The 23,395-nt window shown below is 40.6% G+C and carries 23 protein-coding genes, 3 tRNA genes and 1 pseudogene; 8 read left to right on the plus strand and 19 right to left on the minus strand.

The window, feature by feature from the left end; all coding sequences use genetic code 11:
• Nucleotides 1–33: 33 nt before the first annotated feature.
• The 6 genes from rimP to tpiA all read right to left on the minus strand — a co-directional run bounded on the left by rimP (nucleotide 34) and on the right by tpiA (nucleotide 2,334).
• Nucleotides 34–558, minus strand: coding sequence for a ribosome maturation factor RimP (gene rimP / locus F935_RS13645; RefSeq protein ID WP_016139436.1), 525 nt, complete (start codon nucleotides 556–558; stop codon nucleotides 34–36).
• Between the two features lie 215 nt (nucleotides 559–773).
• A tRNA-Met gene (locus tag F935_RS13650) sits at nucleotides 774–850 on the minus strand.
• 89 nt (nucleotides 851–939) lie between these two features.
• A tRNA-Met gene (locus tag F935_RS13655) sits at nucleotides 940–1,016 on the minus strand.
• Between the two features lie 40 nt (nucleotides 1,017–1,056).
• Nucleotides 1,057–1,141 (minus strand) — tRNA-Leu (locus F935_RS13660).
• Nucleotides 1,142–1,197: 56 nt separating this feature from the next.
• Complete coding sequence (gene secG / locus F935_RS13665; RefSeq protein WP_016139437.1) at nucleotides 1,198–1,527, minus strand: preprotein translocase subunit SecG; 330 nt, start codon at nucleotides 1,525–1,527, stop codon at nucleotides 1,198–1,200.
• 12 nt (nucleotides 1,528–1,539) lie between these two features.
• A complete protein-coding gene (gene tpiA, locus F935_RS13670; protein WP_016139438.1) occupies nucleotides 1,540–2,334 on the minus strand; it encodes a triose-phosphate isomerase in 795 nt (264 codons plus the stop codon).
• A gap of 291 nt (nucleotides 2,335–2,625) precedes the next feature.
• Here tpiA and pilB point away from each other — a divergent pair, with 291 nt between their 5' ends.
• The 4 genes from pilB to coaE are packed head-to-tail and all read left to right on the plus strand — an operon-like array spanning nucleotide 2,626 to nucleotide 7,050.
• Nucleotides 2,626–4,338 (plus strand): type IV-A pilus assembly ATPase PilB, encoded by a 1,713-nt coding sequence (gene pilB, locus F935_RS13675; protein ID WP_016139439.1) that lies wholly within the window; start codon nucleotides 2,626–2,628, stop codon nucleotides 4,336–4,338.
• A gap of 27 nt (nucleotides 4,339–4,365) precedes the next feature.
• The gene (locus tag F935_RS13680) at nucleotides 4,366–5,592 is read left to right on the plus strand and encodes a type II secretion system F family protein (protein WP_016139440.1); all 1,227 of its coding nucleotides are present in this window, start codon (nucleotides 4,366–4,368) and stop codon (nucleotides 5,590–5,592) included.
• Nucleotides 5,592–6,452, plus strand: a complete 861-nt coding sequence (locus tag F935_RS19145; RefSeq protein WP_016139441.1) for a prepilin peptidase — start codon at nucleotides 5,592–5,594, stop codon at nucleotides 6,450–6,452. The genes F935_RS13680 and F935_RS19145 overlap by 1 nt, the downstream gene beginning before the upstream one ends.
• A 1-nt stretch (nucleotide 6,453) precedes the next feature.
• Nucleotides 6,454–7,050 carry a dephospho-CoA kinase gene (gene coaE, locus F935_RS13690; RefSeq protein ID WP_016139442.1) on the plus strand — a complete coding sequence of 199 codons (597 nt, stop codon included), beginning with the start codon at nucleotides 6,454–6,456 and terminating at the stop codon, nucleotides 7,048–7,050.
• Here coaE and F935_RS13695 read toward each other — a convergent pair.
• From F935_RS13695 to F935_RS13710, 4 genes are all read right to left on the minus strand, one after another.
• Nucleotides 7,047–7,961 (minus strand): DMT family transporter, encoded by a 915-nt coding sequence (locus F935_RS13695; RefSeq protein ID WP_016139443.1) that lies wholly within the window; start codon nucleotides 7,959–7,961, stop codon nucleotides 7,047–7,049. The genes coaE and F935_RS13695 overlap by 4 nt on opposite strands.
• Nucleotides 7,962–7,996: 35 nt before the next feature.
• Entirely contained in the window at nucleotides 7,997–8,746 is a 750-nt protein-coding gene (gene rlmB / locus F935_RS13700) for a 23S rRNA (guanosine(2251)-2'-O)-methyltransferase RlmB (protein WP_005037200.1), read from the minus strand.
• A gap of 102 nt (nucleotides 8,747–8,848) precedes the next feature.
• Nucleotides 8,849–9,175 (minus strand): pyrimidine/purine nucleoside phosphorylase, encoded by a 327-nt coding sequence (locus F935_RS13705; protein WP_016139444.1) that lies wholly within the window; start codon nucleotides 9,173–9,175, stop codon nucleotides 8,849–8,851.
• A gap of 76 nt (nucleotides 9,176–9,251) precedes the next feature.
• On the minus strand, nucleotides 9,252–10,562 hold the full coding sequence (locus tag F935_RS13710; RefSeq protein ID WP_016139445.1) for a tetratricopeptide repeat protein: 1,311 nt from the start codon (nucleotides 10,560–10,562) through the stop codon (nucleotides 9,252–9,254).
• A gap of 114 nt (nucleotides 10,563–10,676) precedes the next feature.
• Between F935_RS13710 and recN the strand changes: the two genes are divergently transcribed.
• The 3 genes from recN to ruvX all read left to right on the plus strand — a co-directional run bounded on the left by recN (nucleotide 10,677) and on the right by ruvX (nucleotide 13,464).
• Nucleotides 10,677–12,344, plus strand: a complete 1,668-nt coding sequence (gene recN, locus F935_RS13715; RefSeq protein ID WP_016139446.1) for a DNA repair protein RecN — start codon at nucleotides 10,677–10,679, stop codon at nucleotides 12,342–12,344.
• A gap of 125 nt (nucleotides 12,345–12,469) precedes the next feature.
• Nucleotides 12,470–13,024, plus strand: coding sequence for a YqgE/AlgH family protein (locus F935_RS13720; protein ID WP_016139447.1), 555 nt, complete (start codon nucleotides 12,470–12,472; stop codon nucleotides 13,022–13,024).
• Complete coding sequence (ruvX, locus tag F935_RS13725) at nucleotides 13,024–13,464, plus strand: Holliday junction resolvase RuvX (protein ID WP_002115066.1); 441 nt, start codon at nucleotides 13,024–13,026, stop codon at nucleotides 13,462–13,464. The genes F935_RS13720 and ruvX overlap by 1 nt, the downstream gene beginning before the upstream one ends.
• A 55-nt stretch (nucleotides 13,465–13,519) precedes the next feature.
• Here the strand turns inward: ruvX and F935_RS13730 are convergent, their stop codons facing one another.
• From F935_RS13730 to F935_RS18560, 4 genes and pseudogenes are all read right to left on the minus strand, one after another.
• Entirely contained in the window at nucleotides 13,520–14,521 is a 1,002-nt protein-coding gene (locus F935_RS13730; RefSeq protein WP_016139448.1) for an HlyD family secretion protein, read from the minus strand.
• A gap of 39 nt (nucleotides 14,522–14,560) precedes the next feature.
• Nucleotides 14,561–14,767 carry a DUF1656 domain-containing protein gene (locus tag F935_RS13735; RefSeq protein ID WP_004795042.1) on the minus strand — a complete coding sequence of 69 codons (207 nt, stop codon included), beginning with the start codon at nucleotides 14,765–14,767 and terminating at the stop codon, nucleotides 14,561–14,563.
• Nucleotides 14,760–16,859 (minus strand): FUSC family protein, encoded by a 2,100-nt coding sequence (locus tag F935_RS13740; RefSeq protein WP_016139449.1) that lies wholly within the window; start codon nucleotides 16,857–16,859, stop codon nucleotides 14,760–14,762. The genes F935_RS13735 and F935_RS13740 overlap by 8 nt, the downstream gene beginning before the upstream one ends.
• A pseudogene (locus F935_RS18560) lies at nucleotides 16,850–16,981 on the minus strand (hypothetical protein). Before F935_RS18560 ends, F935_RS13740 begins: the two are co-directional and overlap by 10 nt.
• Nucleotides 16,982–17,348: 367 nt before the next feature.
• Here F935_RS18560 and F935_RS13745 point away from each other — a divergent pair.
• Nucleotides 17,349–18,122: an IclR family transcriptional regulator gene (locus F935_RS13745; protein WP_016139450.1), complete on the plus strand. Its 774-nt coding sequence runs from the start codon at nucleotides 17,349–17,351 to the stop codon at nucleotides 18,120–18,122.
• 184 nt (nucleotides 18,123–18,306) lie between these two features.
• Here the strand turns inward: F935_RS13745 and F935_RS13750 are convergent, their stop codons facing one another.
• From F935_RS13750 to uvrC, 5 genes are all read right to left on the minus strand, one after another.
• Nucleotides 18,307–18,918 (minus strand): alpha-ketoglutarate-dependent dioxygenase AlkB family protein, encoded by a 612-nt coding sequence (locus F935_RS13750; protein ID WP_016139451.1) that lies wholly within the window; start codon nucleotides 18,916–18,918, stop codon nucleotides 18,307–18,309.
• Nucleotides 18,915–19,769, minus strand: coding sequence for a methylated-DNA--[protein]-cysteine S-methyltransferase (locus F935_RS13755; RefSeq protein WP_016139452.1), 855 nt, complete (start codon nucleotides 19,767–19,769; stop codon nucleotides 18,915–18,917). The genes F935_RS13750 and F935_RS13755 overlap by 4 nt, the downstream gene beginning before the upstream one ends.
• A 125-nt stretch (nucleotides 19,770–19,894) precedes the next feature.
• Nucleotides 19,895–20,482, minus strand: a complete 588-nt coding sequence (pgsA, locus tag F935_RS13760; protein ID WP_016139453.1) for a CDP-diacylglycerol--glycerol-3-phosphate 3-phosphatidyltransferase — start codon at nucleotides 20,480–20,482, stop codon at nucleotides 19,895–19,897.
• A 118-nt stretch (nucleotides 20,483–20,600) separates the two neighbouring features.
• Entirely contained in the window at nucleotides 20,601–21,395 is a 795-nt protein-coding gene (locus tag F935_RS13765; protein ID WP_016139454.1) for a thioesterase family protein, read from the minus strand.
• Between the two features lie 118 nt (nucleotides 21,396–21,513).
• Nucleotides 21,514–23,313, minus strand: coding sequence for an excinuclease ABC subunit UvrC (gene uvrC / locus F935_RS13770; protein WP_016139455.1), 1,800 nt, complete (start codon nucleotides 23,311–23,313; stop codon nucleotides 21,514–21,516).
• Nucleotides 23,314–23,395: the final 82 nt, after the last annotated feature.

Below are 23,395 nucleotides of genomic sequence, written 5' to 3' on the forward strand. Positions count from 1 at the left end.
TCACCTACCGATTTCTTATAAAATTTAATAAATTTAATCTTGATAGATCAAGTTTGCTTTATCGATATTGTTGCTGTCGATCTCAAGCACGTGCTTCCCATCAACTTCAACCTGAATTTCTTCATTTTCAAGGTCTACTGAGATAAGTTTTGCTTGAAATTTACGACGGTTGTCTACTGCTGCAATCAAACGCAAAGCAATTTGTTGTCCAATGTAGCCTTGTAACTGTTCTAATTGAAAAAATGGACGATCCCAGCCCGGTGAAGAAACTTCTAATGAATACTCACCTGAAATTGGATCATGAACATCCAGCATTGCGCCGACTTGTTGTGTTACACGCACACAATCTTGTACACCTATACCACGGCCTTGTTCTACTTCGCCATCTTCATCAACTACAGGCTCAGCATCTTCACTTACCGCTTTATCGATATAAATACGCAATAAAGAACGTTTGCCTTGTGGGAGAAACTCGATTCCCCAAAGGTCGACACCACATGCTTGTACTGCAGGAACAATTAAGTCATGCAATGCTTGGGATTTATTTGATAATTTCATTTACTCTCGTCATTCTCGTGCGATTCAATCGGTTGTTCTAACCGACACAGACCTACTATAGTGAAGCATGACTATTTGACCAATTGATGTCGAAACTACACGATAGCGATACGATAACCAATAAAAAAGGGCGTTAATCGCCCCTATCTTGCACAGAAAACAATAATCCACTGTGCAAAAAGGCCCACTTGTCTGTGAGCCTCTTTTAAGAAACTTGGTAGCGGGAGCTGGATTTGAACCAACGACCTTCGGGTTATGAGCCCGACGAGCTACCAGACTGCTCCATCCCGCATCAACGTGCAAAAATTATATACAAATATCAAATAAAGTCAATGTAAACTTACTAGATATTTGCCTGATTAAGTTGCACCTTAATCAAATTGGTAGCGGGAGCTGGATTTGAACCAACGACCTTCGGGTTATGAGCCCGACGAGCTACCAGACTGCTCCATCCCGCAACAAAAACAAACTACACGCATCAACTTTCTGGTTAAAAGCTGGTGCGGAAGGGGGGACTTGAACCCCCACGCCCGAAGGCACTACCACCTCAAGGTAGCGTGTCTACCAATTCCACCACCACCGCAGCTTGTGGGACGCATTCTAGTGCTTCCCACCACAAAAGGGAAGCCCTATTTCGAATTAATGACTCGTTTTTGGTGCAGTTGGCGAAGTTTCAGGCAATGTAGCTGGTGTTGGCGCAGTAGTTTGTACAGTTTTCAAACTATAAGCCTCAGTAGTTTGCTTTTTCGCAAAAACAGCTAAGGTTAAACTAGTCACAAAAAACAAGGCTGTTAACACAGCAGTGAGGCGAGTAAGGAAATTAGCTGAACCCGATGCTCCAAATACAGTTGCTGCTCCGCCGCCACCGAAAGAGGCACCGGCATCAGCACCTTTACCATGTTGCACTAGAATCAAGCCAATCATCAGTACCGCTAAAATAATATGTACGATCAGTACAAAAGAGTGCATACCCTATCCTCGTTATTTACTTTGTGCAAAGGCTTGTACGATTTGATAGAAAGATGCTGCATTTAACGAAGCCCCTCCAACCAACGCGCCATTAATATCTGGACATGCTGCCAACTCGACTGCATTTTCAGCTTTTACACTACCGCCATATAAAATCGCAATGTCTGAACCCGCTGAGGTAATCTGACTTAAACCTTCACGGATTTTAGCATGCATTGCCTGTGCATCTTGTGGTGAAGCAGTTTTACCTGTACCAATTGCCCAGATTGGCTCATAAGCAATTACAATTTGCTTTTGCCATTGCTCTGCGGTCACGATAGGAGCTATATCACAAATTTGTTGCAATACAACCTGTTCTGCTAAATCTTGTTCACGCTGTTCGAGACTTTCCCCCACACAATAAATGACAGTTAAGCCTGCATTTAAAGAGTTTTGGAGTTTAGCCTTTAAAATTTCAACGTTATCACCTAATAAATCACGGCGTTCAGAGTGACCCACCAATACAAAATTAATTTGGCTATCTTTTAATAATTCTGCACTGACTTCACCCGTATAGGCGCCTGTGCCTGCTACACGCGATACATCTTGTGCAACTGTATATACTGTTTTTGCAGCATCTTGCAATTGTGTTTGTACCATCGCAAGTGCAATAGAAACCGGAGCAACCCCGACATGGCAGCTTTCATCTGCAATTTCGTTTTGTTGCAATAGTTGTTTAAATTCTTCTATAAGTTGTTTGGCATTGGCACGCATTGGGTTCATTTTCCAGTTGCCAACTACCCAAGGCGTAATCGTCGAACCCGACATACGGCTCACCTTTCATCAAAAATGCAGCACATTCTACACGCATTTCTACAAATTTCAGATACTTTTCTTTAACAGGATTGCTCATATCTTTTCTACTATTTGAAAACAGTAATAAAACTTTATTGAGTCAAAAGCTCCGCCTTTTAAAAATTAATGAATAAAAACTTCGACTGGTTCAAGCTTTGACAATCGGACCAAGACGAGAGCATCATTTTCTAAGGTAGTAATTTTAGATAACAAAAGTATAATTTTTTATATACCAATTATAAACATATGAGCACAGGTAGGCAGATGTCAGTCATACATACATCTCCAAAATTTTCGGGGTTTTTTCGACGATTAGTCGAAGAAAAACATGTGTCAGCAGCGACCATGCAAGCAGCATTAGATGCAGCAAAAAGAGCTAAACAGGATACTGTTGCGTACCTGATTGAAGAGGTTCATCTCTCCCCTTCTTTATTAGCTGAAACAATCTCTATTGAATTTGGTGAACCATATTTTGATCTGGATGTTTTCGATACTGGCCAGATTCCTAAAGATTTGGTCGACCAGAAACTGATTTTAAAACATCGGGTCTTGCCTCTCGTACAAAGAGGACAGATTTTATATGTTGCGACCAGTAATCCCAGCAATATTGAAGCGATTGATGCTATTCGCTTCAATAGCAAGCTTATGGTTGAACCGGTTATTGTCGAGCACCATAAACTTGAGAAAATTCTGGCGCAGCAATTTACTGAAGAAAGTAGTTTCGAATTTAGTGATGAAGAGTTTGATCTTGATGTAGATCTTGATACCTCAGCGGCTCCTGAAGAGGATGATGATACTCCTCAAGGCGATGAAGCACCTATTGTTAAATATGTTAACAAGTTATTAATAGATGCGATTCGTATAGGGGCTTCAGACTTACATTTCGAACCTTATGAGAAATCGTATCGGGTCCGTTATCGGGTCGATGGCGTTTTGCGTCAGATTGCAAATCCACCATTACAACTCGCAAATCGTTTGGCTTCACGCTTGAAAGTAATGTCTCAAATGGATATTTCTGAAAAACGTGTTCCCCAAGATGGTCGTATCAAGCTCAAGCTATCGAAATCTAAAGCAATTGATTTTCGTGTGAACTCTCTTCCAACCTTATTTGGTGAAAAATTAGTTCTACGTATTCTCGATCCATCGAGTGCCATGCTGGGAATTGATGCTTTAGGATATGAAGAAGAGCAAAAAGCGCTTTTCATGGAAGCATTAGATAAGCCACAAGGTATGCTTTTAATCACAGGCCCAACCGGTTCGGGTAAAACAGTATCTTTATATACAGGCCTCAACATTTTAAATACTGAAAGCTCCAATATTTCTACTGCCGAAGATCCAGTCGAAATTAACCTTGAAGGCATTAATCAGGTTAACGTGAACCCGAAAGTAGGTCTGACTTTTTCGGCTGCGCTTAAGTCATTTTTACGTCAGGACCCTGACATTATTATGGTCGGTGAGATTCGTGATTTAGAAACAGCTGAAATCGCGATTAAGGCGGCTCAGACAGGTCATATGGTAATGTCCACACTACATACCAACAGTGCACCTGAAACACTGACTCGTCTACGCAATATGGGAGTTCCATCTTTCAATATTGCAACATCGGTTAATCTGGTGATTGCTCAGCGTTTGGCACGTCGCTTATGTCCACAATGTAAAGTACCTACTGACGTTCCTAAACAAAGCCTATTGGAAATGGGTTTTACCGAACAAGATCTAACCAATCCCGATTTTCAAGTTTTTCAACCAGTCGGTTGTCCAGAATGTCGTGAGGGTTACAAAGGTCGAGTTGGTATTTATGAAGTAATGAAAGTCACACCTGAGATTTCCAAGATTATTATGGAAGATGGCAATGCTTTAGAAATCGCTGCTGCTTCTGAAAAACTGGGGTTTAATAATCTGCGGCGCTCAGGTTTAAAGAAAGTCATGCAAGGTGTTACTTCTTTACAAGAAGTCAACCGCGTGACCAGTGAATAAAAGACAATTTAAAATAAGGATAATGTCATGACTGTCAAAAAGGCACAATTGATGCCGACTTTTGCTTATGAAGGGGTTGACCGTAAGGGCGTAAAAATTAAGGGGGAACTTCCGGCTAAGAATATGGCTTTAGCCAAAGTCACCCTACGCAAACAAGGTGTAACTGTTCGTAATATTCGGGAAAAGCGTAAAAACATTCTTGAAGGCATATTCAAGAAAAAGGTATCGACGCTCGATATTACGATCTTCACCCGACAACTTGCAACCATGATGAAAGCTGGTGTTCCACTGGTACAAGGCTTTGAAATTGTGGCAGAAGGTTTAGAAAACCCAGCTATGCGCGAAGTGGTACTCGGCATTAAAGGTGAAGTTGAAGGTGGTAGTACTTTTGCCTCAGCTTTAAGAAAGTATCCTCAACACTTCGACAAATTGTTTTGCTCTCTTGTAGAGTCCGGCGAACAATCTGGTGCACTTGAAACCATGCTGGACCGCGTGGCAATTTACAAAGAAAAAAGTGAATTGCTCAAGCAGAAAATTAAGAAAGCTATGAAATATCCTGCAACGGTTATTGTGGTTGCTGTGGTTGTTACTATTATTTTGATGGTTAAAGTAGTTCCCGTCTTCCAAGACCTATTTTCTTCGTTTGGTGCAGATTTGCCTGCCTTTACACAAATGGTCGTAAATATGTCGAAATGGATGCAGGAATATTGGTTCATTCTGATTATTGTGATTGGGGCAATTATTGCTGCTTTTATGGAAGCTAAAAAGCGCAGTAAAAAATTCCGTGATGGTTTAGACAAACTTTCTCTTAAGCTACCTATTTTTGGTAACCTTATTTACAAAGCAATTATTGCCCGTTACAGCCGTACTTTAGCAACCACTTTTGCAGCTGGTGTTCCGCTCATTGATGCGCTTGAATCAACGGCTGGTGCAACCAATAATATTATTTACGAACAAGCTGTAATGAAAATTCGTGAAGATGTTGCTACAGGTCAACAACTCCAATTTGCGATGCGCGTTTCAAATCGTTTTCCATCTATGGCTATACAAATGGTCGCAATTGGTGAAGAATCTGGTGCACTAGACAGCATGCTCGATAAAGTTGCAACGTACTATGAAAATGAAGTTGATAATGCCGTTGATGGTTTAACTTCAATGATGGAACCTTTAATCATGGCAATTTTAGGGGTACTTGTAGGCGGTTTGGTGATTGCTATGTATCTTCCAATTTTCCAAATGGGTTCAGTCATATAATGCAAGAAATAATTGCTTATTTTATTCAAAACTTAACTGCACTTTATATTGCAGTTGCATTATTGAGCCTATGTATTGGTAGCTTTCTGAATGTGGTGATTTATCGCACCCCAAAAATGATGGAACAAGATTGGCAGCAAGAATGTCAAATGCTACTCAATCCTGAATACCCCATTATTGACCATGAAAAGCTGACGTTAAGTAAGCCGGCTTCATCATGTCCAGAGTGTCATCAAACCATTCGTTGGTATCAAAATATTCCTGTTATCAGTTGGTTAGTTTTAAAAGGTAAATGTGGGCATTGTGGGCATGCGATTAGCATGCGCTACCCAGCGGTTGAACTACTAACAATGGTATGTTCACTGGTTGTGGTCATGGTGTTTGGCCCAACCATACAAATGCTTTTAGGACTAGTTCTGACTTGGGTGCTGATTGCCCTCACCTTTATAGACTTTGATACTCAGCTACTACCCGACCGTTTTACCCTGCCTTTAGCAGCACTTGGCTTAGGCATTAACACCTTTAACATCTACACCACACCCACTTCAGCCATTTGGGGTTATTTAATTGGTTTTTTATGCCTATGGATTGTGTATTACTTATTTAAAGTGATTACAGGCAAAGAAGGCATGGGTTATGGTGACTTTAAGTTGCTTGCCGCCTTAGGCGCATGGATGGGGCCATTGATGCTGCCATTAATTGTGCTATTGTCATCTTTATTAGGTGCAATTATTGGCATCATTTTACTAAAATTACGCAATGACAATCAGCCCTTTGCCTTTGGGCCATACATTGCCATTGCAGGCTGGGTTGCCTTTTTATGGGGTGACCAGATTATGAAAATTTATTTGGGAGGTTAAGATGGCTTTTATTCTGGGAGTCACAGGTGGAATTGGTAGCGGAAAATCTGCTGCAACACAATGGTTTGAATCCCAAGGAATACAAGTCGTCGATGCTGACATCGTTGCTCGCGAAGTAGTTGAAAAAGGCCAACCTGCGCTTCAAAAAATCCAACAAACTTTTGGAGATTGGGTGCTTCAATCCGATGGAAATCTAGATCGTCGTGCCCTACGCGAACATATTTTTCAAAACCCTGAAGCAAGACAAACACTTGAGAAAATTACACATCCAGCCATTCGCCAATCTATTATCCAGCAATTACAAAATCCGCGTAGCGCCTATGTGATTTTGGTTTCTCCATTACTTTTTGAAACCAATCAGCATCAACTGGTTAATCACACTTTATTAGTTGATGCGAGTGAACAAACTCAAATTCAGCGTGCCAGCCAACGCGATGGGCAAAACCAAGAACAAATTCAGAAAATTATTGCAGCACAAATGCCACGCGAGCGTAAACGCGAACTTGCAAATGACATTGTGTTTAATGACGGATTACTCGAACATTTACATCAACAATTAGAGCCGTTACATCAAAGTTATTTGAAACGCACAAATTAATTTGGTTTATTTTGCTGTTTAATTTTTTGTGCCAAGCTATCTGGTCGAAACCATCGCCAAGGTTGTAAGGCACCCACTCCCATACCGACCAAGCCCACCACAATAGATGAACTGAGTGACTCACCCAACAATGGCACAGCCAATATTGCTGCAATAAACGGCGCCAAAGTCACAATACTTCCTGTTTTAAAAGCACCAAGTCTCTGAATCGCTGCAACATAAGTCAGAGTTGCAATAATAACGACAAACACGCCATGAAAAATGCCCTGTATCGCTAAATGAACAGGACTGACTTCCATGAAATGCTTAGGCAAAAATAAAATATAGATTGGCAAATAAATAATTGCAGACCAAATCGCAACACTTGCCATTGAGTGCCATGCAGACAGTTTCCACTGTTTAAGTAATACAGTGAAAATACCCCACCAAATCGCACTAATAAAAAGGAGTAAATCACCTATTCCAAAAGCAGAGGCATTACCTTGCAGCATCAAAGCGCTCATAAGGGCCAAAGCCGCGATCATGATTGCAAGACTAGCCCAGGTATGTTTATCAAATGGCTGTCTAAATAAAATGTATGCTGCAAACGCAGTACAAATTGGAATACAACCATTTAAGAAAATTGCAGCGTGCGCAGCGGGAGCATAGAGAAAAGCGGTATAGACGGTAAGACAATAAATGACTCCGCCAATCAACGCCAAAATAACCGCATGCTTACTCCATAAAAAAGCGAGATCTTTTTTATAGATTAAAATAGGCATTAAAATTAGAAAAGCTATAGCGAAGCGCAGTGCGGCAATATCCCAAGCACTGATGTGCCACTGTGCATTTAAACGGGCAAAAAGCGTAAACCCGCCCCAAATGCACATGGTCACCAATACAAAGAAATAACCTTGCTTACGGGGAGACATATCAAGATGACTTAAAAACTAGAAAGGCAGCTAAATTATACCTCAGAACGCTGGCGGCAAGCCTCATAAAGTGCCATACCCGTCGCTACACTGACATTTAGACTTTGTAGATTTCCTGACATAGGAATATAAACTTTATGATCACACTGTGCCTGTGTAATAGGACGCAAACCGGTATCTTCGGCTCCCATCACAATCACAACTGGACCAGAAAAATCGCATTTTTGAAGTGGTAATGCACTTTCATCAAGCATGGTCCCAATCACGCGCACATGCGTTGTTTCTTTAAGATGAGCCAATGTACGAGCTAAATTTGTGACTTGAATGAATTTAACTTTCTCGGCTCCACCCGCTGCAACTTTACGAGCAGTTGGCGTTAAACTTGCTGCACGATCACGAGGCACAATAACTGCTTGCACACCCATCGCAGCGGCAGTACGAATACAAGCCCCTAGGTTATGTGGGTCTGTCACCTGATCCAATGCCAACAACAAGGCATCTGGAGTTTCACTTAAGATTTGATCAAGATCTTGCTCATTTAAGACAGGATGTGGACGCACTGCTGCCACCACCCCTTGATGAAATGGTAGGCCTGCAAGTTTTTCAAGACTATCGCGGCTTGCTTTTTGTACACTGATTCCAAAAGGCTCTGCCAATTGCAAAATCTTTTGCAAACGCTGATCATCCCGTCCTTTTAAAGTAAACAGGGTTAGCACACGCTCTGGCTCAAGCTCTAGCAATGACTCCACTGAATGAACGCCATAATAATATTCCTGTTTTGCCATGCATGACCTCTAACAACGTTTGAGCAAAAAAATAAAAATCCTGCAAAGCCAACTTCGCAGGATTTCTTTGGGCATAGTGTACCCGATTTGAATAGGAATTTCTTAGCCTTCTAAATGGCACACGTAATCGAGCACTTCATCAGTTTCGATTTTAAAAAGACTATTGCCTGGCACATAAAATGATTGCCCCGCACGGAACAACTCACTTTCATTGCTGTCTGCAATTGTTACGCGACATTCACCTGAAATAATTTCCATACGCTCAGGAACATGCGTTTCAAAAGTTAAAGCTTGCTCAGTCGGCAAAATAACACCTAGTGTTTTTTTCGTTCCATCTTCAAATTGCACGGTATGGCTGATACATGCTCCACCAAAATAAACGTTTGATTTTTTGATGACCGTTACATGATCAAATTGGTTTGTACTCATGCACATTCTCCAGATAATGCCATATTTATATAAATTATGATGAATGTAGTTTAATTGTGCCTAAATAACTAATCAATCAGTTTTCATACGGATAGACTTGTAATTTCCACTGCTCTGCCTGAATTTTTTTGGCAAAAGCATGAGGTAAGTTAATCTCAATATTTCGATTACTCGACACAATTGCATCGTATCTGCAAACTTCGACCTGATTTTCATCTAAAAGTACCCAACTCACTCTTTGTGCTGTTGGATGGGCGACTGCGGTGGTCACTACTGGTAAGCCGTCATTCATTCCTACATGAAAATTTTCACTGTCATTTTGCATTAACGCCAGATCGTAAGCGGGAAAATCGCTAGCATCTGAATCGAATTGCTGGCTATCGTGTATAAGCACACTCTGTTTTAAAGTCGGCCAAATACAATAGCGCAAATAATGCTGATCCATCACCCGATTATCCAGATAACGTCCGGTGGCAACATAATCTCTGATATGTGCTTCAATATTATGAAAAATCCCTGTACATCCACCCCACATTCCAGCCAAAATTAGTTCGGTATGAGAATAACTATCTCGCATTAAATGAAACCATTTATCACTCTTGAGCCATGCATCTACAGCCGCCTTTTCACGGTGCGACACAATAGAGTCGGCATCACGAATCAGAAAATGCTTAACTGTTGGATCATCCATCACAAAAAAACGCCAGAACAGCCCTGATAATTGCTTTTGAGAGTCCGTCACTTGTACCACTTGCGCCCCCTTCTCTTTTAAGCGCTGTTGTACAAGTACTGGTACAGTATCATCCACATAAAATCGACACGTCCATTCTGGATAAATCTGTTTGGCTAGCTGAGTATTTAAAATAGAGGTTTCACAATAACGCGGGTTGGCTCCAAACAAAGAGAAAGCAATAATATTTTCTTCAGGATTTGAACTAAACTCAGGTGGCGCATGACTTGGAATCGGTAAAACAGGTTCACTTTTAACGAGTTCTTTTTTGGTTGTAATTGCCAAGCGTCCAAATTTAATTGTTTCTTCTTTTTTATTTAAATGATGGCAAACTTCTGTGAGCCCGTCATATAAGTTTGTATTTACGTTAGCTCCACTTGCCTGAATCGCTTGTAAATAATGTTGGTAGGCATCGGTATAACGACCTAAGCGTAGCTCGGTATAAGCCAAGTCAGATAAAGCTCCCGAATGCTTAGGAACTAAACTAACGGCTTGTTTAACATGTTGATAAGCTTTGGCATAATTGCCTTGTGCGGCTGCTTGTTTAAAAGCATTAAAATGTTGATTTAAAATTTTATTCATTTCCGCAGGATTGTTTTTTTTATGGCGATTGATCATCCCTAAGGACGGTTTCGGTAAGCTTAATGTTTTTTTCATTGTAAATATCCGCAATCTTGCTGTTCTATAATTTCAGTTAGAATAATAGATCACTTGTAGCAAATTCAAAACTTCTCTATCTTTAACCCATAATTTGGCGCGTTGGATGCGTTTATGCTCACACATTTAACTTTAATTAATTTTGCATTAGCTGATCATTTAGCTATTGATATAGAACAGGGATTTAATGTTCTAACAGGTGAAACAGGTGCCGGAAAATCATTATTACTGGATGCACTTTCTGCCTGTCTAGGGGATCGTACAGATACAAATTATGTCCGTTATGGTTCGGACAAAGCGGATATCACCGCTGTTTTTACCTATCAAAATAATAGTCCTGAAGCAAAATGGCTCCAAGAACACGAGCTAGATGATGATTCTGGGGAAATTCATTTACGTCGCGTTATTTTTGCAACTGGACGCAGTAAAGCATGGGTGAATGGCCGCCCAAGCAGTTTATCTGAACTCAAAGAGTTAGGACGTTTGCTCGTTCAACTTTATAGTCAGCACAGCCAGCAGCAACTTCTTGAACCACCTTACCCAAAGCATTGGTTAGATCGTTATAACAATTTTTACGTTGAAGCGAATGATGTCCGTGAAGCCTACAGCTCATGGCAACGCACGATTCGTTTGCATCAGGCTGCCTTAGATGCACAAGCAACACGTTTGCAACGCATTGGCACTTTAGAGCATCAAATCGAGGAACTCGAAGAGGTCATTCAAACCGACTATAAAGAAATTGAGCAAGAGTTTGATCGTCTTAGTCATCATGAACATATCATGCAAGACTGTAGCTATAGCTTAAATATTTTAGATGAAGCTGAACAAAATATTACTCAAGAAATGTCTTCGATTATTCGCAGATTAGAGTCCCACGCGGGCCGCAGCGAACACCTTTCTGAGATTTATAATTCTTTATTGAATGCCCAAAGTGAAATAGATGATGCAACGGCAAACTTGCGTCAATTTATTGATCGTCAAAGTTTTGATCCCGAGCGAATGGAAGAGCTCAATACTAAACTTGAGGTTTTTCATCGTCTGGCACGTAAATATCGAACTCAACCAGAAACGCTTAAAGAAGAATATGAAGGTTGGCAACGTGAGCTTGAGCAATTGCATCAACTTGAAGACCCAGAAACACTGGCAGAGCAAGTTGAAAAATCTCATGAGGAGTTTTTAGAAAAAGCTCAGCATTTAGACAATATACGTCGTGAAGCTGCCGCGCCGCTTGCTAAACAATTAACTGAACAAGTGAAACCTTTAGCGCTACCAGAAGCACACTTCGAGTTTAAGTTTGAACCATTAGAACAACCGGGTGCGGAAGGTTTAAGCTTTATTCAACTTTTATTTACTGCCAACAAGGGTATCCCTCCACAACCATTGGCACGCGTGGCCTCAGGTGGTGAGCTTTCTCGTATTGCACTCGTGATGCAAGTCATGAATGCTGAAAAAACTGAATCTGAAGTTTTGGTGTTTGATGAAATTGATGTCGGGATCAGTGGTGGCACCGCAGAAGTTGTAGGACGTTTACTTGCTGACTTGGCACAACATGTCCAACTCTTATGTATTACTCACCAAGCACAAGTTGCTGCACAGTCTGATCAGCATTTATTGGTGAAAAAACAACAAACTGACCCAGCGAGCAGTACAATTGTAGAACTTGATGAAAATCAAATCATTTATGAGTTAGCTCGCATGTCAGGTGGTGTTGAAATTAATGAAACAACCTTACAGCACGCAAAACAATTACGCCAACTTAAATTTCAGGCTTCTTCAAATTAATAAAGAAAATGAGAGAAAAAGATTGGCGAAATCCGATTAACTCTTGTATGTTGATAAAAAGAACCTATATAGATAAAAGGGTCGAGAGGCCCTCTAGTGACATTTTTTGAGGGAGAACCGCTTAGGTGACCAAACAATATCTGACTCACCGTTGTCTGATTGCCCCGCCAGAAATGGCAGATGACTTTTTCGCAAACACTGTAATTTATCTTGCCCGTCATGATGAAGAAGGTGCTCAAGGCATTATTATTAATCGTCCTTCTGGTATTCAAATTAAAGAATTACTCCATGACCTCGACATTGAAGCAGACAATGTAAATCCACATGCGGTTTTACAAGGTGGCCCTTTACGTCCCGAAGCTGGATTTGTTCTTCATACTGGACAACCAACATGGCATTCATCTATTGCTGTAGGTGAAAATGTTTGTATTACCACCAGTAAAGATATTCTTGATGCAATTGCCCATAACGAAGGTGTAGGTCGATATCAGATCGCTCTCGGCTATGCGAGCTGGAGCAAAAATCAGTTAGAAGACGAAATTACACGTGGTGACTGGCTCATTTGTGATGCCGACATGGATCTGATTTTTAACCTGCCTTATGACGATCGTTGGGATGCAGCTTATAAAAAAATTGGTGTAGACCGCGCGTGGCTAGCATCTGAAATCGGACACGCTTAATGACCGAAACACAATCAAAATCGATTATGGCTTTTGACTTTGGTACTCAAAAAATGGGAATGGCGATTGGCCAGTCTTCAATTGAAAGTGCCAATCCTCTCCCTCTATTTGTCATGAAAGATGGTATTCCAAACTGGGATCAGCTCTTAAAAATTGTGAAAGAATGGCAACCCGATTTATTTTTGGTTGGCCTGCCATTAAATATGGATGATAGTGAGTCCGAACTCTCTACACGTGCCCGCAAATTTGCGAGACGTTTACGTCATCAAACCAACATAGAAACGTTGATGGTAGATGAGCGTTTAACTACACGTGAAGCGCGAGAAGAACTAGGTTTTTACCAAGAACAAGGTCGAGCAAAAAAGCTATCCGCAGACAGTTTTGCTGCTGCACTACTCATTCAGAGTTGGTATCGAAATCCAGTTGGATTAACGCCATAAAACAAAAAAGCATGTAATTAAAACTACATGCTTTTTTAATTAAATCACTTCGATTTTATTTTTCAACGATATGCACAGTCGCAGTTCGTCCAGAGACAAAAGCAAGTTCATTCTTCGGTGTTTCATCTAACACAATCTTCACAGGCACACGCTGCGCTAAACGAACCCAACTAAAAGTTGGATTTACATTGGCAAGAAGTTTAGAGCTGCTTGAGCGCTCACGATCTTCAATACCCGATGCAATACCTTGTACATGTCCTTTAATTTTCTGGTTATCACCCATTAATTGCACAGTAGCCTGATCGCCTACATGAATACGATTTAACTTGGTCTCTTCAAAATAACCCACCACATAGAGCTGTTTGCGATCAAGTAATGCTGCAACAGCCTGCCCAACTTGGACATAGTTACCTGGACGCATATCAAAGTTAGATAATGTACCATCAGCTGGGGCAATTACCGCGGCACGATGCATATTAAGCTCGGCCAAATGTACATTGCTTGTTGCAACCTCAATAAGAGCCTGTTGTTGCTTAACAGTTGCTTCCGCCTGCTGAATTGCTGCTTGGAGTTGCTCATGCTCTGCAAGGGATTGATCACGTGTGGCAAACACTTGGTCTTGTTCTTGTTTAGAGATAGCGCCATCCATTAGGTTCGAGTAACGACCGGCATTTTTCTCGGCCAATTTGATATTACTGGCTGATTTAATCAAATTCGCTTTTGCTTGTGCCAAACCCGCCTGCGCTTGAGCAAAGGCTGCATTTGCTTTTGCTAAATCCGATTTGGCCTGCTCTACATCTAAAGCTCGACGAGAAACATCAATTTTAAAGAGCACCTGACCTTTTTTCACAGTCTGGTTATCTTGAACCAATACTTCTGTGACAAGACCAGCGACATCCGAAGATACTTGAATAACGTCACCACGCACTCGACCATCGCGTGTCCACGGCGCTGCATTATAGTAGTTCCACAAATGCACAATGGTATAGACCGCCACCATTAATGCGACAATCAAAATTACTGGACGGATGACCTTTTTCAAATCCACCTGATTCATTTCACTCACCTAACTCAATCTTTAATTTCGCAATCATCTCTATGCACCCACCCCAACAAAAATTTGATGTATGACCAAAAGCAATAAAAGGTAAAAGCACAAATTGAAAATACTAGGTAATGCAATCCAGCCTTGTGCAATCCACTTGTTGGTCAAAGGACTCAACCCACGGAAACATATATATGCCAAGAGGGCTTGGACGAGCAAAGAAGGCACGTAAATACCATAAACATTAAACTCACCCATTTGCTGGCGCTCCTCTCAAAGTACTGTTCTCATTCATTTGATCTGATGAAACATGACACATGCTATAAGCAATATTATTAAGTGAAATGAGTAATCTTTGTCGCATCGTCATATCTTCAATATTTGAAGCAAGCTGTTTTAATTCAAATAAACCGCGATGGATTTGTTCAACCAAAGCCGCCGTATTATCTACATCATTTTCTTTGGCTCTAAACAATTCATCTAGATTTTGTTGCAGATTTCCAATGTGATGAGCCAGCTCTGAATTTTGAGGAGACTGATTTGCCAATTCTTGTAATCTACTTAAATCAACAATACTGCTCGACTCAATCAATGCTTGATGAATTGAGGTTTTAATCTCATTAGATTGGACTACTTTACTGTTAAGAATTCCAATTCGGTCTAGCATGCTGCGTAGATGAACTTTAAAATCAAGGCCATAAGGCAAATAGATCGCCTGTCTCATTGCACGATAATGCAACGCTAAAATACGGCTAGCGCTGGTGTCTGGAGACATTGCACGAACAACATCAATCACAACCAAAGACACCAAAACACCTAAGATCATGGCAAAAGAACCATCAAGATAAGACACCGCATCCATGCTATAAGCATTATGTAGATTTAGCCCCATCATGGTATTAATGCCTAAGACCATGCCTACTGGCATAAGCATCTGGTTGGCCATCATAGACACAGCAAACAGGAACATCGGCAATAAAACCAGTCCAAGTTCCCAGAATGTGGTGACATGCGGAAAAATACCAAATGCATAAACAAAGACTAAAACTGCTGAAGCAATACTACCCCAGATAAAAATACGCAAAACCGGAACGGGGTTATCTAAGGCCGTTAAAATACAGGCTGTTACTGCGCCCATTTGCGCCATCATAAATCCAGCTTTCCAGCCCGAAATAATCCATACCCCAGTCACAATAAATGTAATGAGCACTGCACTAATACCACCTCGGATAGCCACACCATGGTCACGATGTAAACTTGGATATTTGGTGGTCATTGGCGTAATGTTGTCAGGAATCTCTTTATTGCCTTGCTGAATTCGTTGCCACAAGACTTTAACCGCTAAAACATTACTAATGAAATGACGTACATCCATTTTCATAGCTGCGACCAAAACTTGCTGATGTGTAGAAGCCGATTCCATCAAACTCAAGAAATCACTTTCAAACTCATCTGGTAACTGCAAAATATTTTCATCAATAATTAAATCTTTTTGCTCCAGAAAATGTACAACATGCGCGGAGAGCTGTTGCAGTTTTTCTGAATGCGTTTCGATAAATCGAAGTTCTTGAAGCTGCTTAATACGCTCAGATAAAGCGACCAGATTAGCCACCACCATTGAGATTTGATGAAGCATTTCCTGCAAGGGTTTGGTCATGCCATGCAACTCACCCTTTTCATAACTCAAATGTACTGCCAAAGCATGAATATCTGTGGTGTCACGAGTAATGGTCGCTAAAAGCTGAGTATTGTTCTGCTGCGGGTCAGCCTTTAATAAATTAGCAAATAAATTTTCTGTATCTTTAAGCGTTTTGATGACGCGCTGTTTAATCGCAGAACCAATGTGCATTGGAAGAATAGTGGCAGAAACCACCGCACTTGAAATCACCCCAATCGAAATCTCGATGACTCGAGCTAAAGCAATATCAAAAATATTGTATTGATCAATATAGGTAATCGAATTGAAGACAATCATGGCTGTCGAATAACCCGCCAGCATAAAAGCATAACTGCGTGGAGTCCGGTCAAGTAAAGACACATAAAGCGCAAAACCCACCCACAATGACAACACCACGGTAAACAACCAAGGTGTATTAATGAGATGGGGCGTTAGCGTTAAGGCAACCACTGCCCCCCCCATCGTCCCTATAACACGGTAGACACACTTAGAAGACACCATTCCTGAATAAGGGTTGGCAATAATCAGGACTGTACCAATCGACCACATCGGGTTAATCAGATCTAATTCAAATGAAACAAATAACGCCAACATTCCGGCAATAAATGTTTTTAAGGCAAAGATCAGATCAAGCCTACTCGGGCGAAACGCCAGTATTTGCTTTAATAACATGAACTCATCTCAAATACAGATTTGAACTGATGAGCATGCTCTTCAATGTTAAATTGCCTTTCTAGAGACAACAAAACTGTGACATTTGCCTAAAAGCAAATGAGATGAGGAGCATCCTTCAATACAATGATTTTTCCACATCCTGCCTGATTGGCCCAGATGATTTCAATTTGAGCGTTATTTAAACGGCCAAACTTTGGAAAGAAGAGGTATCAAGAAATTTGCCTAGAACCGACCAATTTCTCGATTAGATATTTTGTTTGGCAATTTTTTCAAAATAAAGCGATTTAGTCAACTAAAATATCTCTATTTGATAATTTGATATGTTTTTTGATTATCGTATATGATGTATAAGCCAAGAGAAGTTTTCTCTTTGTCAGAGTAAAATACTCAAATTAGGCATTTATTTTAGAATTGAGACAAATTTTCTTTTTTTCTGTTATAAAAACTCAAAGATGATTCATTGTTAAAGGATACGAACAAGACACTATGGCAATTTCAAGTTTTGGCAAAATTTTAACCGTATTGGACCTATTTTCAGTTTCGCGTCCAATAATTAATGTCGATATTATTTGCGAAGAACTTGGCTTGTCTAAACCAACTAGCTACCGTTATCTCAAAGAACTAGTGTCTACCGATCTATTAAAACGCATTAATGGAACCTCTGGCGATTATACCTTAGGCTCAAAAATTGCAGTTCTTGACTATGTATCAAGAACAACAGACCCTCTGGTTCAAATCAGCACACCATTTATGCGAAATATTGTAGAGCGTACCGAACTGTGCTGCTTGCTCACCTATTTAAACGATGACTATTGCATCGACATTCATCATGAAATTTTCAAAGACACCGAATTACTTTCATATGGCCGAGGCTGCCCAAGACCGATTTACGTTGGGTCATCTCCAAAAACGATGGTTTCGCATTTAAGTAAACAACGGATGCAGGACTACTATCATCGTTACCAGCAAGAATTAAAACAATCCGGTTTTGCTGAAGATGAACCAAGCTTTATTCAGCGTATGCGTAAAATTAAGAAACAAGGGTTCTATTTCTCACAAGGTGAGATTGATCCGAATGTTTCTGGCCTTGCTGTCCCTGTTCGTTTTTCGAACAAAGAAGTGCCTTTAGCTTTAACTTTAGTGGCCTCTAAAAATCGTTTTGATTTTTTAAATGTTGAAAAGCTCATCGAAATTTTGCAAGAAAATGCAGCACTTATTGAACAACGTTTTATGGAGTTATCTGAAAAAGGTGAAATCTAAAACTCCACTTTATGATAATTTAACCTTTTCTTACATTTTAATGCATTGAATATCACACAATATTCTCATATTATGATTTTAGCTCCTATTGATGATTCTTTTCATCAGCAGCTCATCAATAGAAGCATCCCCCTCAGAGGAATAAGCTCATGTTGCCATCATGGGCTTTTTTCTTGCCCAATTTTTATAAAAACTGAAACTGCCTAAAAGTAAGATTAATACGCGGCTGTAAAATCTTTGTTGAGCGATTTAAACGATGTTGCCAATGTTGTTGCGTCTCGCCACGCATCACAATGAGTTGACCTGGTTGGAGCCACAATTCAACTTTCTCTTTACTTTGAATATGTCTAAAAGAAAATTTACGGGTAGCTCCAAAACTTAAAGATGCAATTGTTGTGGTTCTTGCCAAAGACACATCCGAATCACTGTGCCAAGCCATTCCTTGAGTTCCATCTTCATAAAGATTTGCCAAGCACGAATTAAATTTTTCTGAAAGTATTTGCTCTACCTGTTGTTTTAGTTTGGCAAGTGCTTTGTCCCACGGCAAAGAATCACGTGCGACACCCGAATATTTATATTGATAATAGTCATCTCCATACCATGCAACTTTTCGAGCTGTTATAAAGTGCTTGCCATATAACTTAGCCTCGTCATGTTTCCACGCGAGGTGTTGGTAAAGATAATGAAAATATTGTTCAGCTTCTTCAGGGCTTAAAATACAACCATAGTCCTGAACTCCACCATCGTAGGGTAATAAATTCTCACAAGGCTCTGGAGAAAATAAATCCAAGGTCATACGGTCTCTCCCTGTTGCTTTGACATCTCCCAAGCTAACAATGCCAATTTACGCCCCTTTTGCCAATGATATTCTCCGACCATTCCGGTTGCGCGGATCACTCGATGGCAAGGAATCAAATATGCAATCGGATTTTGTCCAATTGCGGTGGCAACGGCTCGCACTGCTTTAGGTTTACCAATTTGCTCAGCAATATCTTGATAGGTTCGTAATTGACCTTCTGGAATGGTCAGTAAAGCTTCCCAGACTTGCAACTGGAATGGGGTTCCTGCCAAATTAAGAGGAAGTTTCTGCTGTAAGTGTTCTGAAAAATCTTGTGCGAACCACTCTGCAACTTGTTGATGCCAAACCGGTGACTGATTTTTCAATTGAGCTTTTGGGAAATACTGCTTAATTAAATCTTCAATATTCTCGTGAGTTTCAATAAATCGTATAGAACATATGCCTTTTTCACTACTGACAACCAACAACTCACCGAAGGGGCTTGGCTCAACCGAATAATTAAGAATCACGCCTTCGCCTTGCTGTTTATATTCACCAGGTGTCATCCCTTCGAGCTGAATAAACAGATCATGTAAACGACCAGTACCCGACAAACCTGTGTTTAAAGCAGTTTCTAATAAACTTCGCTTTTGTAGCAGATAATATTTAGCCTGCTGCAAACTCATATATTGAACAAATTTTTTCGGGCTAATACCCACCCATTCCTGAAACTGACGTTGGATATAACCTGAACTTAAATTCATATGAGTCGCAACATCGTCCAGACTGGGTTGCTGATCTAGATGTTCATATAAATATTCAATTACATTGGCAATTACAGCAAATTGCCGAGAAGAAAGCATTTGCATGTGTCACCTCCTTAGCATTCATATCTTACATTAAAGTAGCTAAAGCCCGATGACGACCCGATTCTTGCACTTTCGAAAATAAAAAAGCCTTTCATTATAGAAAGGCTTAATCATTCAATCTGAGCTTAAGGTTGCTTTAAATAAGGCCAAGCTGCTTTTAGGTAAATAAACATTGACCATAAAGTCAGAATGACGGCGGTATATAACAACGCGTAAGCCAACATTTCTAAAGGCTGCCAATTGAGTAGAAACACACTAATGGCAATCATTTGAAAAGCTGTTTTATATTTGCCTACTGTCGATACAGCCACACTCGTTCTTGCGCCAAGTTCTGCCATCCACTCACGTAAAGCAGAAACTGTAATTTCCCGTGAAATAATGACAATTGCCGCAAAAGCCATTGAAATGGTTGGATTCCACTGCACTAAAACAATCAGTGCTGCAGCCACCATGAGCTTATCTGCAACTGGATCTAAAAAACGGCCAAATGCTGAAGTCTGGTTTAAAGTTCGTGCCAAATAGCCATCAAACCAGTCGGTAATAGCGGCCAACACAAAAATACCCGTCAAGATAATATGACGACTCATATTTCCTGCTTGCTCACCAATCCCCATTGCAGGCGGCCAATACACAATCACCAAAAATACAGGAATAAGCGCTATACGCGCCAACGTTAGGATATTTGGGATATTCAGGATTCGCCCTGTGGTCATAAACACCGCCAATTTAGTCTTCATGCATCTTGTAACAGACAAAAATACATTCTTCAATATTGTATCTATCTGTAACAGCCACTTTATACGAAATATATGAATCGAGGAAGTGGACTGCTTAAGTAAATACCGTAACAGTTTGCCGTAAAATTGCAATTAAATGATCATTTTGGTCCCAAAGATGGGCATATTCTGTGGAATAACCTTCACCGGCATATTCAGTCACCACTTTATATTTAAACCAGTCACACAATTGATGTCGAAATTGATGGACATAGGTAATGTGCCAAGTTAAAGAACTTGCAGGAGCAACTTGTTTAAACATGGGCAATACACCAGGTGGCCAAATATCCATCAAAACAATTAAATCTGGCAAAGTCATTTGACGATTTTCATGCTTCTCTGGAGAAAACCTTGACCATCCTCCAAAGTCAGGATAATGACTTCCTGTAACAGGATGATGACCTTCTGCCCAGCATACATCAAAATGTTGATAGCATTCTGGCATTTGTTTGGCAAAAGGAAGAGGTTGTAACTCTTCTGGCGGCAGATAAACTGGAACCATCGGTTCTTGGCGTACTTCAATATTCGACGTACGAGGCACACCAAAGCTTGCAACCAAAATGGTTTGTACCGCGCCATCTTGCCACAAACGAGTTTCAAGCGTAGTGACCGACTTTCCTTCCCTTAAAATTTCAATAGTCAATTGAGCAGGCCCTTGCTGTACAGGCCCCACAAAAGTAACGCTACAACTTAATAATCTTTTATTTGGATCTTGCATATTGGAGCATGCTTTTTGCATCAGCAATCCTGCCACAAGACCGCCAAACACTGTCCGTCCTTGCAACCACCCTTCGGGTATTTCAATCCATTCCTTTTGTTTTATTTCTTCAAACAATCGCAGCAAAGACATTCCTTTCCCTAAAACGAAAGTGTTATTAGGGACTATCTTTCCTCATTTTGATTGGAATGTGAATGGTCAATCATCTAGTGATTGGCGAGTTATTTTGTCACTCAGCCTTTACCGATGCTTATTCATGCAGAATTTTATAAATCGTTCTAGCCATCATCTCACCAAAACCAGGCACAAGTGTTAGCTCTTTTTCAGAGGCTTTCAAAACACCTTGAATCCCGCCAAAATGGGTTAATAAATCTCGACGGCGCTTTGGACCCAAACCCGGAATTGCTTCTAAAACCGATGTACTACGGCGTTTATCACGTTTAGCTCGGTGTTTAGTAATTGCGAAGCGATGGGCTTCATCACGCACCTGTTGAATCAAGTGCAATGCTTTATTGTCTTCTGGTAACTGGATTTTCGTGCCATCTGTAAAATGCAGGGTTTCAAGACCCGGCTTACGCCCTTCACCTTTCGATACACCCACCATAAAAGCGTCAAGTCCAAGCTCTTGCATGACATCCATCGCCATGTGAAGTTGGCCTTTACCACCATCAATCAATAGTAAGTCAGGCAATATGGCTTTTTTATAACGTCGTGTTAAGGCTTGGCGCATGGCAGCATAATCATCGCCACCAGTAATATCTTGAATGGCAAATTGTCGATAGTCACGCTTACGAGCACCGCCTTGGTCAAACACCACGCACGACGCAATTGGAGCTTCGCCCATGGTATGACTAATATCAAAACATTCGATACGATCGACAGGCCTTCCCACCACTTGCTCTAGCTGATGAAAACGTTCATTGAGTTCTAAATGATTACTCAACTGTCCCTTAATCGCATGTTGAACATTCATTTCGGCTAGCTCTAGCCACTCAGCACGAGTTTCTCGAACATTATTCTTAATCTGAACTTTTTTACCAAACTGCTGTGCCAACCCTTCTTCTAATTCTTTACGGTCAGGCAATGCAATGTTCACAATGAGTTCATTGGGTACTTCATCTGCAACCTGAAAGTAAAAGTTAGCCATAAAGTCACTGAGCATTTGCCCAAGGTCATCACCTAGCATGTCTGGGAAATAACTTTTTCCACCTAACATTCGCCCATTGCGTACATACATAATCTGCACGCATGTCACACCAGCCTGATATGCAATGGCCAGAATATCTGCCTCACCCTTGACTTTAAAAACAGCTTGTTGCGCTTGAACTTCACGAAGTAAAGATAGTCGATCACGGTAAAAAACAGCTTTTTCGAATTCAAGTTCAGCCGCCGCTTGTTCCATTTTGGCAATAAGCTCTTGATTGAGCTCCTTTGTATCGCCTTGCAAAAAGCGAATACTATTATTAATGTCTTCTTTGTAATCTTCGGGTGAAATTAGCCCTACACAAGGTGCAGAACAACGCTTGATCTGATATTGCAAACAGGGGCGCTTGCGCTGTGCAAAGTAGCTATTTTCACACTGCCGTACATTAAAAAGCTTTTGTAGAACTACTAAAGTATCACGAGCACTATAAGCACTTGGATAAGGTCCAAAGAACTTACCAATTTGGTGCTTACCTTTGCCACGACCGCTAGCAAGCCGAGGATAGGGCTTATCTGCCGATACAAAAATATAGACATATGACTTATCGTCCCGCAGCATGATGTTATAAGGCGGACGATGTTGTTTAATTAAATTTTGCTCGAGAAGTAATGCTTCAGTTTCTGAACGAGTGACTAAAGTTTCAATATCATAAATTCTGGCTACTAAGGCCTGAGTTTTAGGATGCTCAATTGTTTTAACAAAATAACTCGATACCCGATTTTTTAGGTTTTTTGCTTTGCCGACATATAACAATTCGCCCTCTTTCCCTAGCATTTTATAAACGCCTGGAAGTTGGGTCATGTGGGCTAAAATTTTTTCAATATGAGGACGAGCGTTTTGATTCACTATCGGCAGACATGACTTAATACTGAATACCTAATGTGATGTTTTCAACCTTAATTTTCAAGTGCGTTACTGTGCCAGAACA

The organism is Acinetobacter calcoaceticus ANC 3811 (assembly GCF_000399665.1).
GTDB lineage: Bacteria > Pseudomonadota > Gammaproteobacteria > Pseudomonadales > Moraxellaceae > Acinetobacter > Acinetobacter calcoaceticus_B.

Coding starts and splice junctions, on each gene's coding strand:
- pgsA (WP_016139453.1), bottom strand. CDS start 20,482: ATGACCACAGGGCGAATCCTGAATATCCCAAATATCCTAACGTTGGCG.
- F935_RS13745 (WP_016139450.1), top strand. CDS start 17,349: ATGGCAATTTCAAGTTTTGGCAAAATTTTAACCGTATTGGACCTATTT.
- ruvX (WP_002115066.1), top strand. CDS start 13,024: ATGACCGAAACACAATCAAAATCGATTATGGCTTTTGACTTTGGTACT.
- F935_RS13695 (WP_016139443.1), bottom strand. CDS start 7,961: ATGTCTCCCCGTAAGCAAGGTTATTTCTTTGTATTGGTGACCATGTGC.
- F935_RS13735 (WP_004795042.1), bottom strand. CDS start 14,767: ATGGGTGAGTTTAATGTTTATGGTATTTACGTGCCTTCTTTGCTCGTC.
- F935_RS13750 (WP_016139451.1), bottom strand. CDS start 18,918: ATGACCTTGGATTTATTTTCTCCAGAGCCTTGTGAGAATTTATTACCC.
- recN (WP_016139446.1), top strand. CDS start 10,677: ATGCTCACACATTTAACTTTAATTAATTTTGCATTAGCTGATCATTTA.
- F935_RS13730 (WP_016139448.1), bottom strand. CDS start 14,521: ATGAATCAGGTGGATTTGAAAAAGGTCATCCGTCCAGTAATTTTGATT.
- F935_RS13765 (WP_016139454.1), bottom strand. CDS start 21,395: ATGTCTTTGCTGCGATTGTTTGAAGAAATAAAACAAAAGGAATGGATT.
- rimP (WP_016139436.1), bottom strand. CDS start 558: ATGAAATTATCAAATAAATCCCAAGCATTGCATGACTTAATTGTTCCT.
- F935_RS13755 (WP_016139452.1), bottom strand. CDS start 19,769: ATGCAAATGCTTTCTTCTCGGCAATTTGCTGTAATTGCCAATGTAATT.
- pilB (WP_016139439.1), top strand. CDS start 2,626: ATGTCAGTCATACATACATCTCCAAAATTTTCGGGGTTTTTTCGACGA.
- F935_RS13740 (WP_016139449.1), bottom strand. CDS start 16,859: ATGTTATTAAAGCAAATACTGGCGTTTCGCCCGAGTAGGCTTGATCTG.
- secG (WP_016139437.1), bottom strand. CDS start 1,527: ATGCACTCTTTTGTACTGATCGTACATATTATTTTAGCGGTACTGATG.
- F935_RS19145 (WP_016139441.1), top strand. CDS start 5,592: ATGCAAGAAATAATTGCTTATTTTATTCAAAACTTAACTGCACTTTAT.
- tpiA (WP_016139438.1), bottom strand. CDS start 2,334: ATGTCGGGTTCGACGATTACGCCTTGGGTAGTTGGCAACTGGAAAATG.
- F935_RS13710 (WP_016139445.1), bottom strand. CDS start 10,562: ATGAAAAAAACATTAAGCTTACCGAAACCGTCCTTAGGGATGATCAAT.
- F935_RS13680 (WP_016139440.1), top strand. CDS start 4,366: ATGACTGTCAAAAAGGCACAATTGATGCCGACTTTTGCTTATGAAGGG.
- coaE (WP_016139442.1), top strand. CDS start 6,454: ATGGCTTTTATTCTGGGAGTCACAGGTGGAATTGGTAGCGGAAAATCT.
- F935_RS13705 (WP_016139444.1), bottom strand. CDS start 9,175: ATGAGTACAAACCAATTTGATCATGTAACGGTCATCAAAAAATCAAAC.
- rlmB (WP_005037200.1), bottom strand. CDS start 8,746: ATGGCAAAACAGGAATATTATTATGGCGTTCATTCAGTGGAGTCATTG.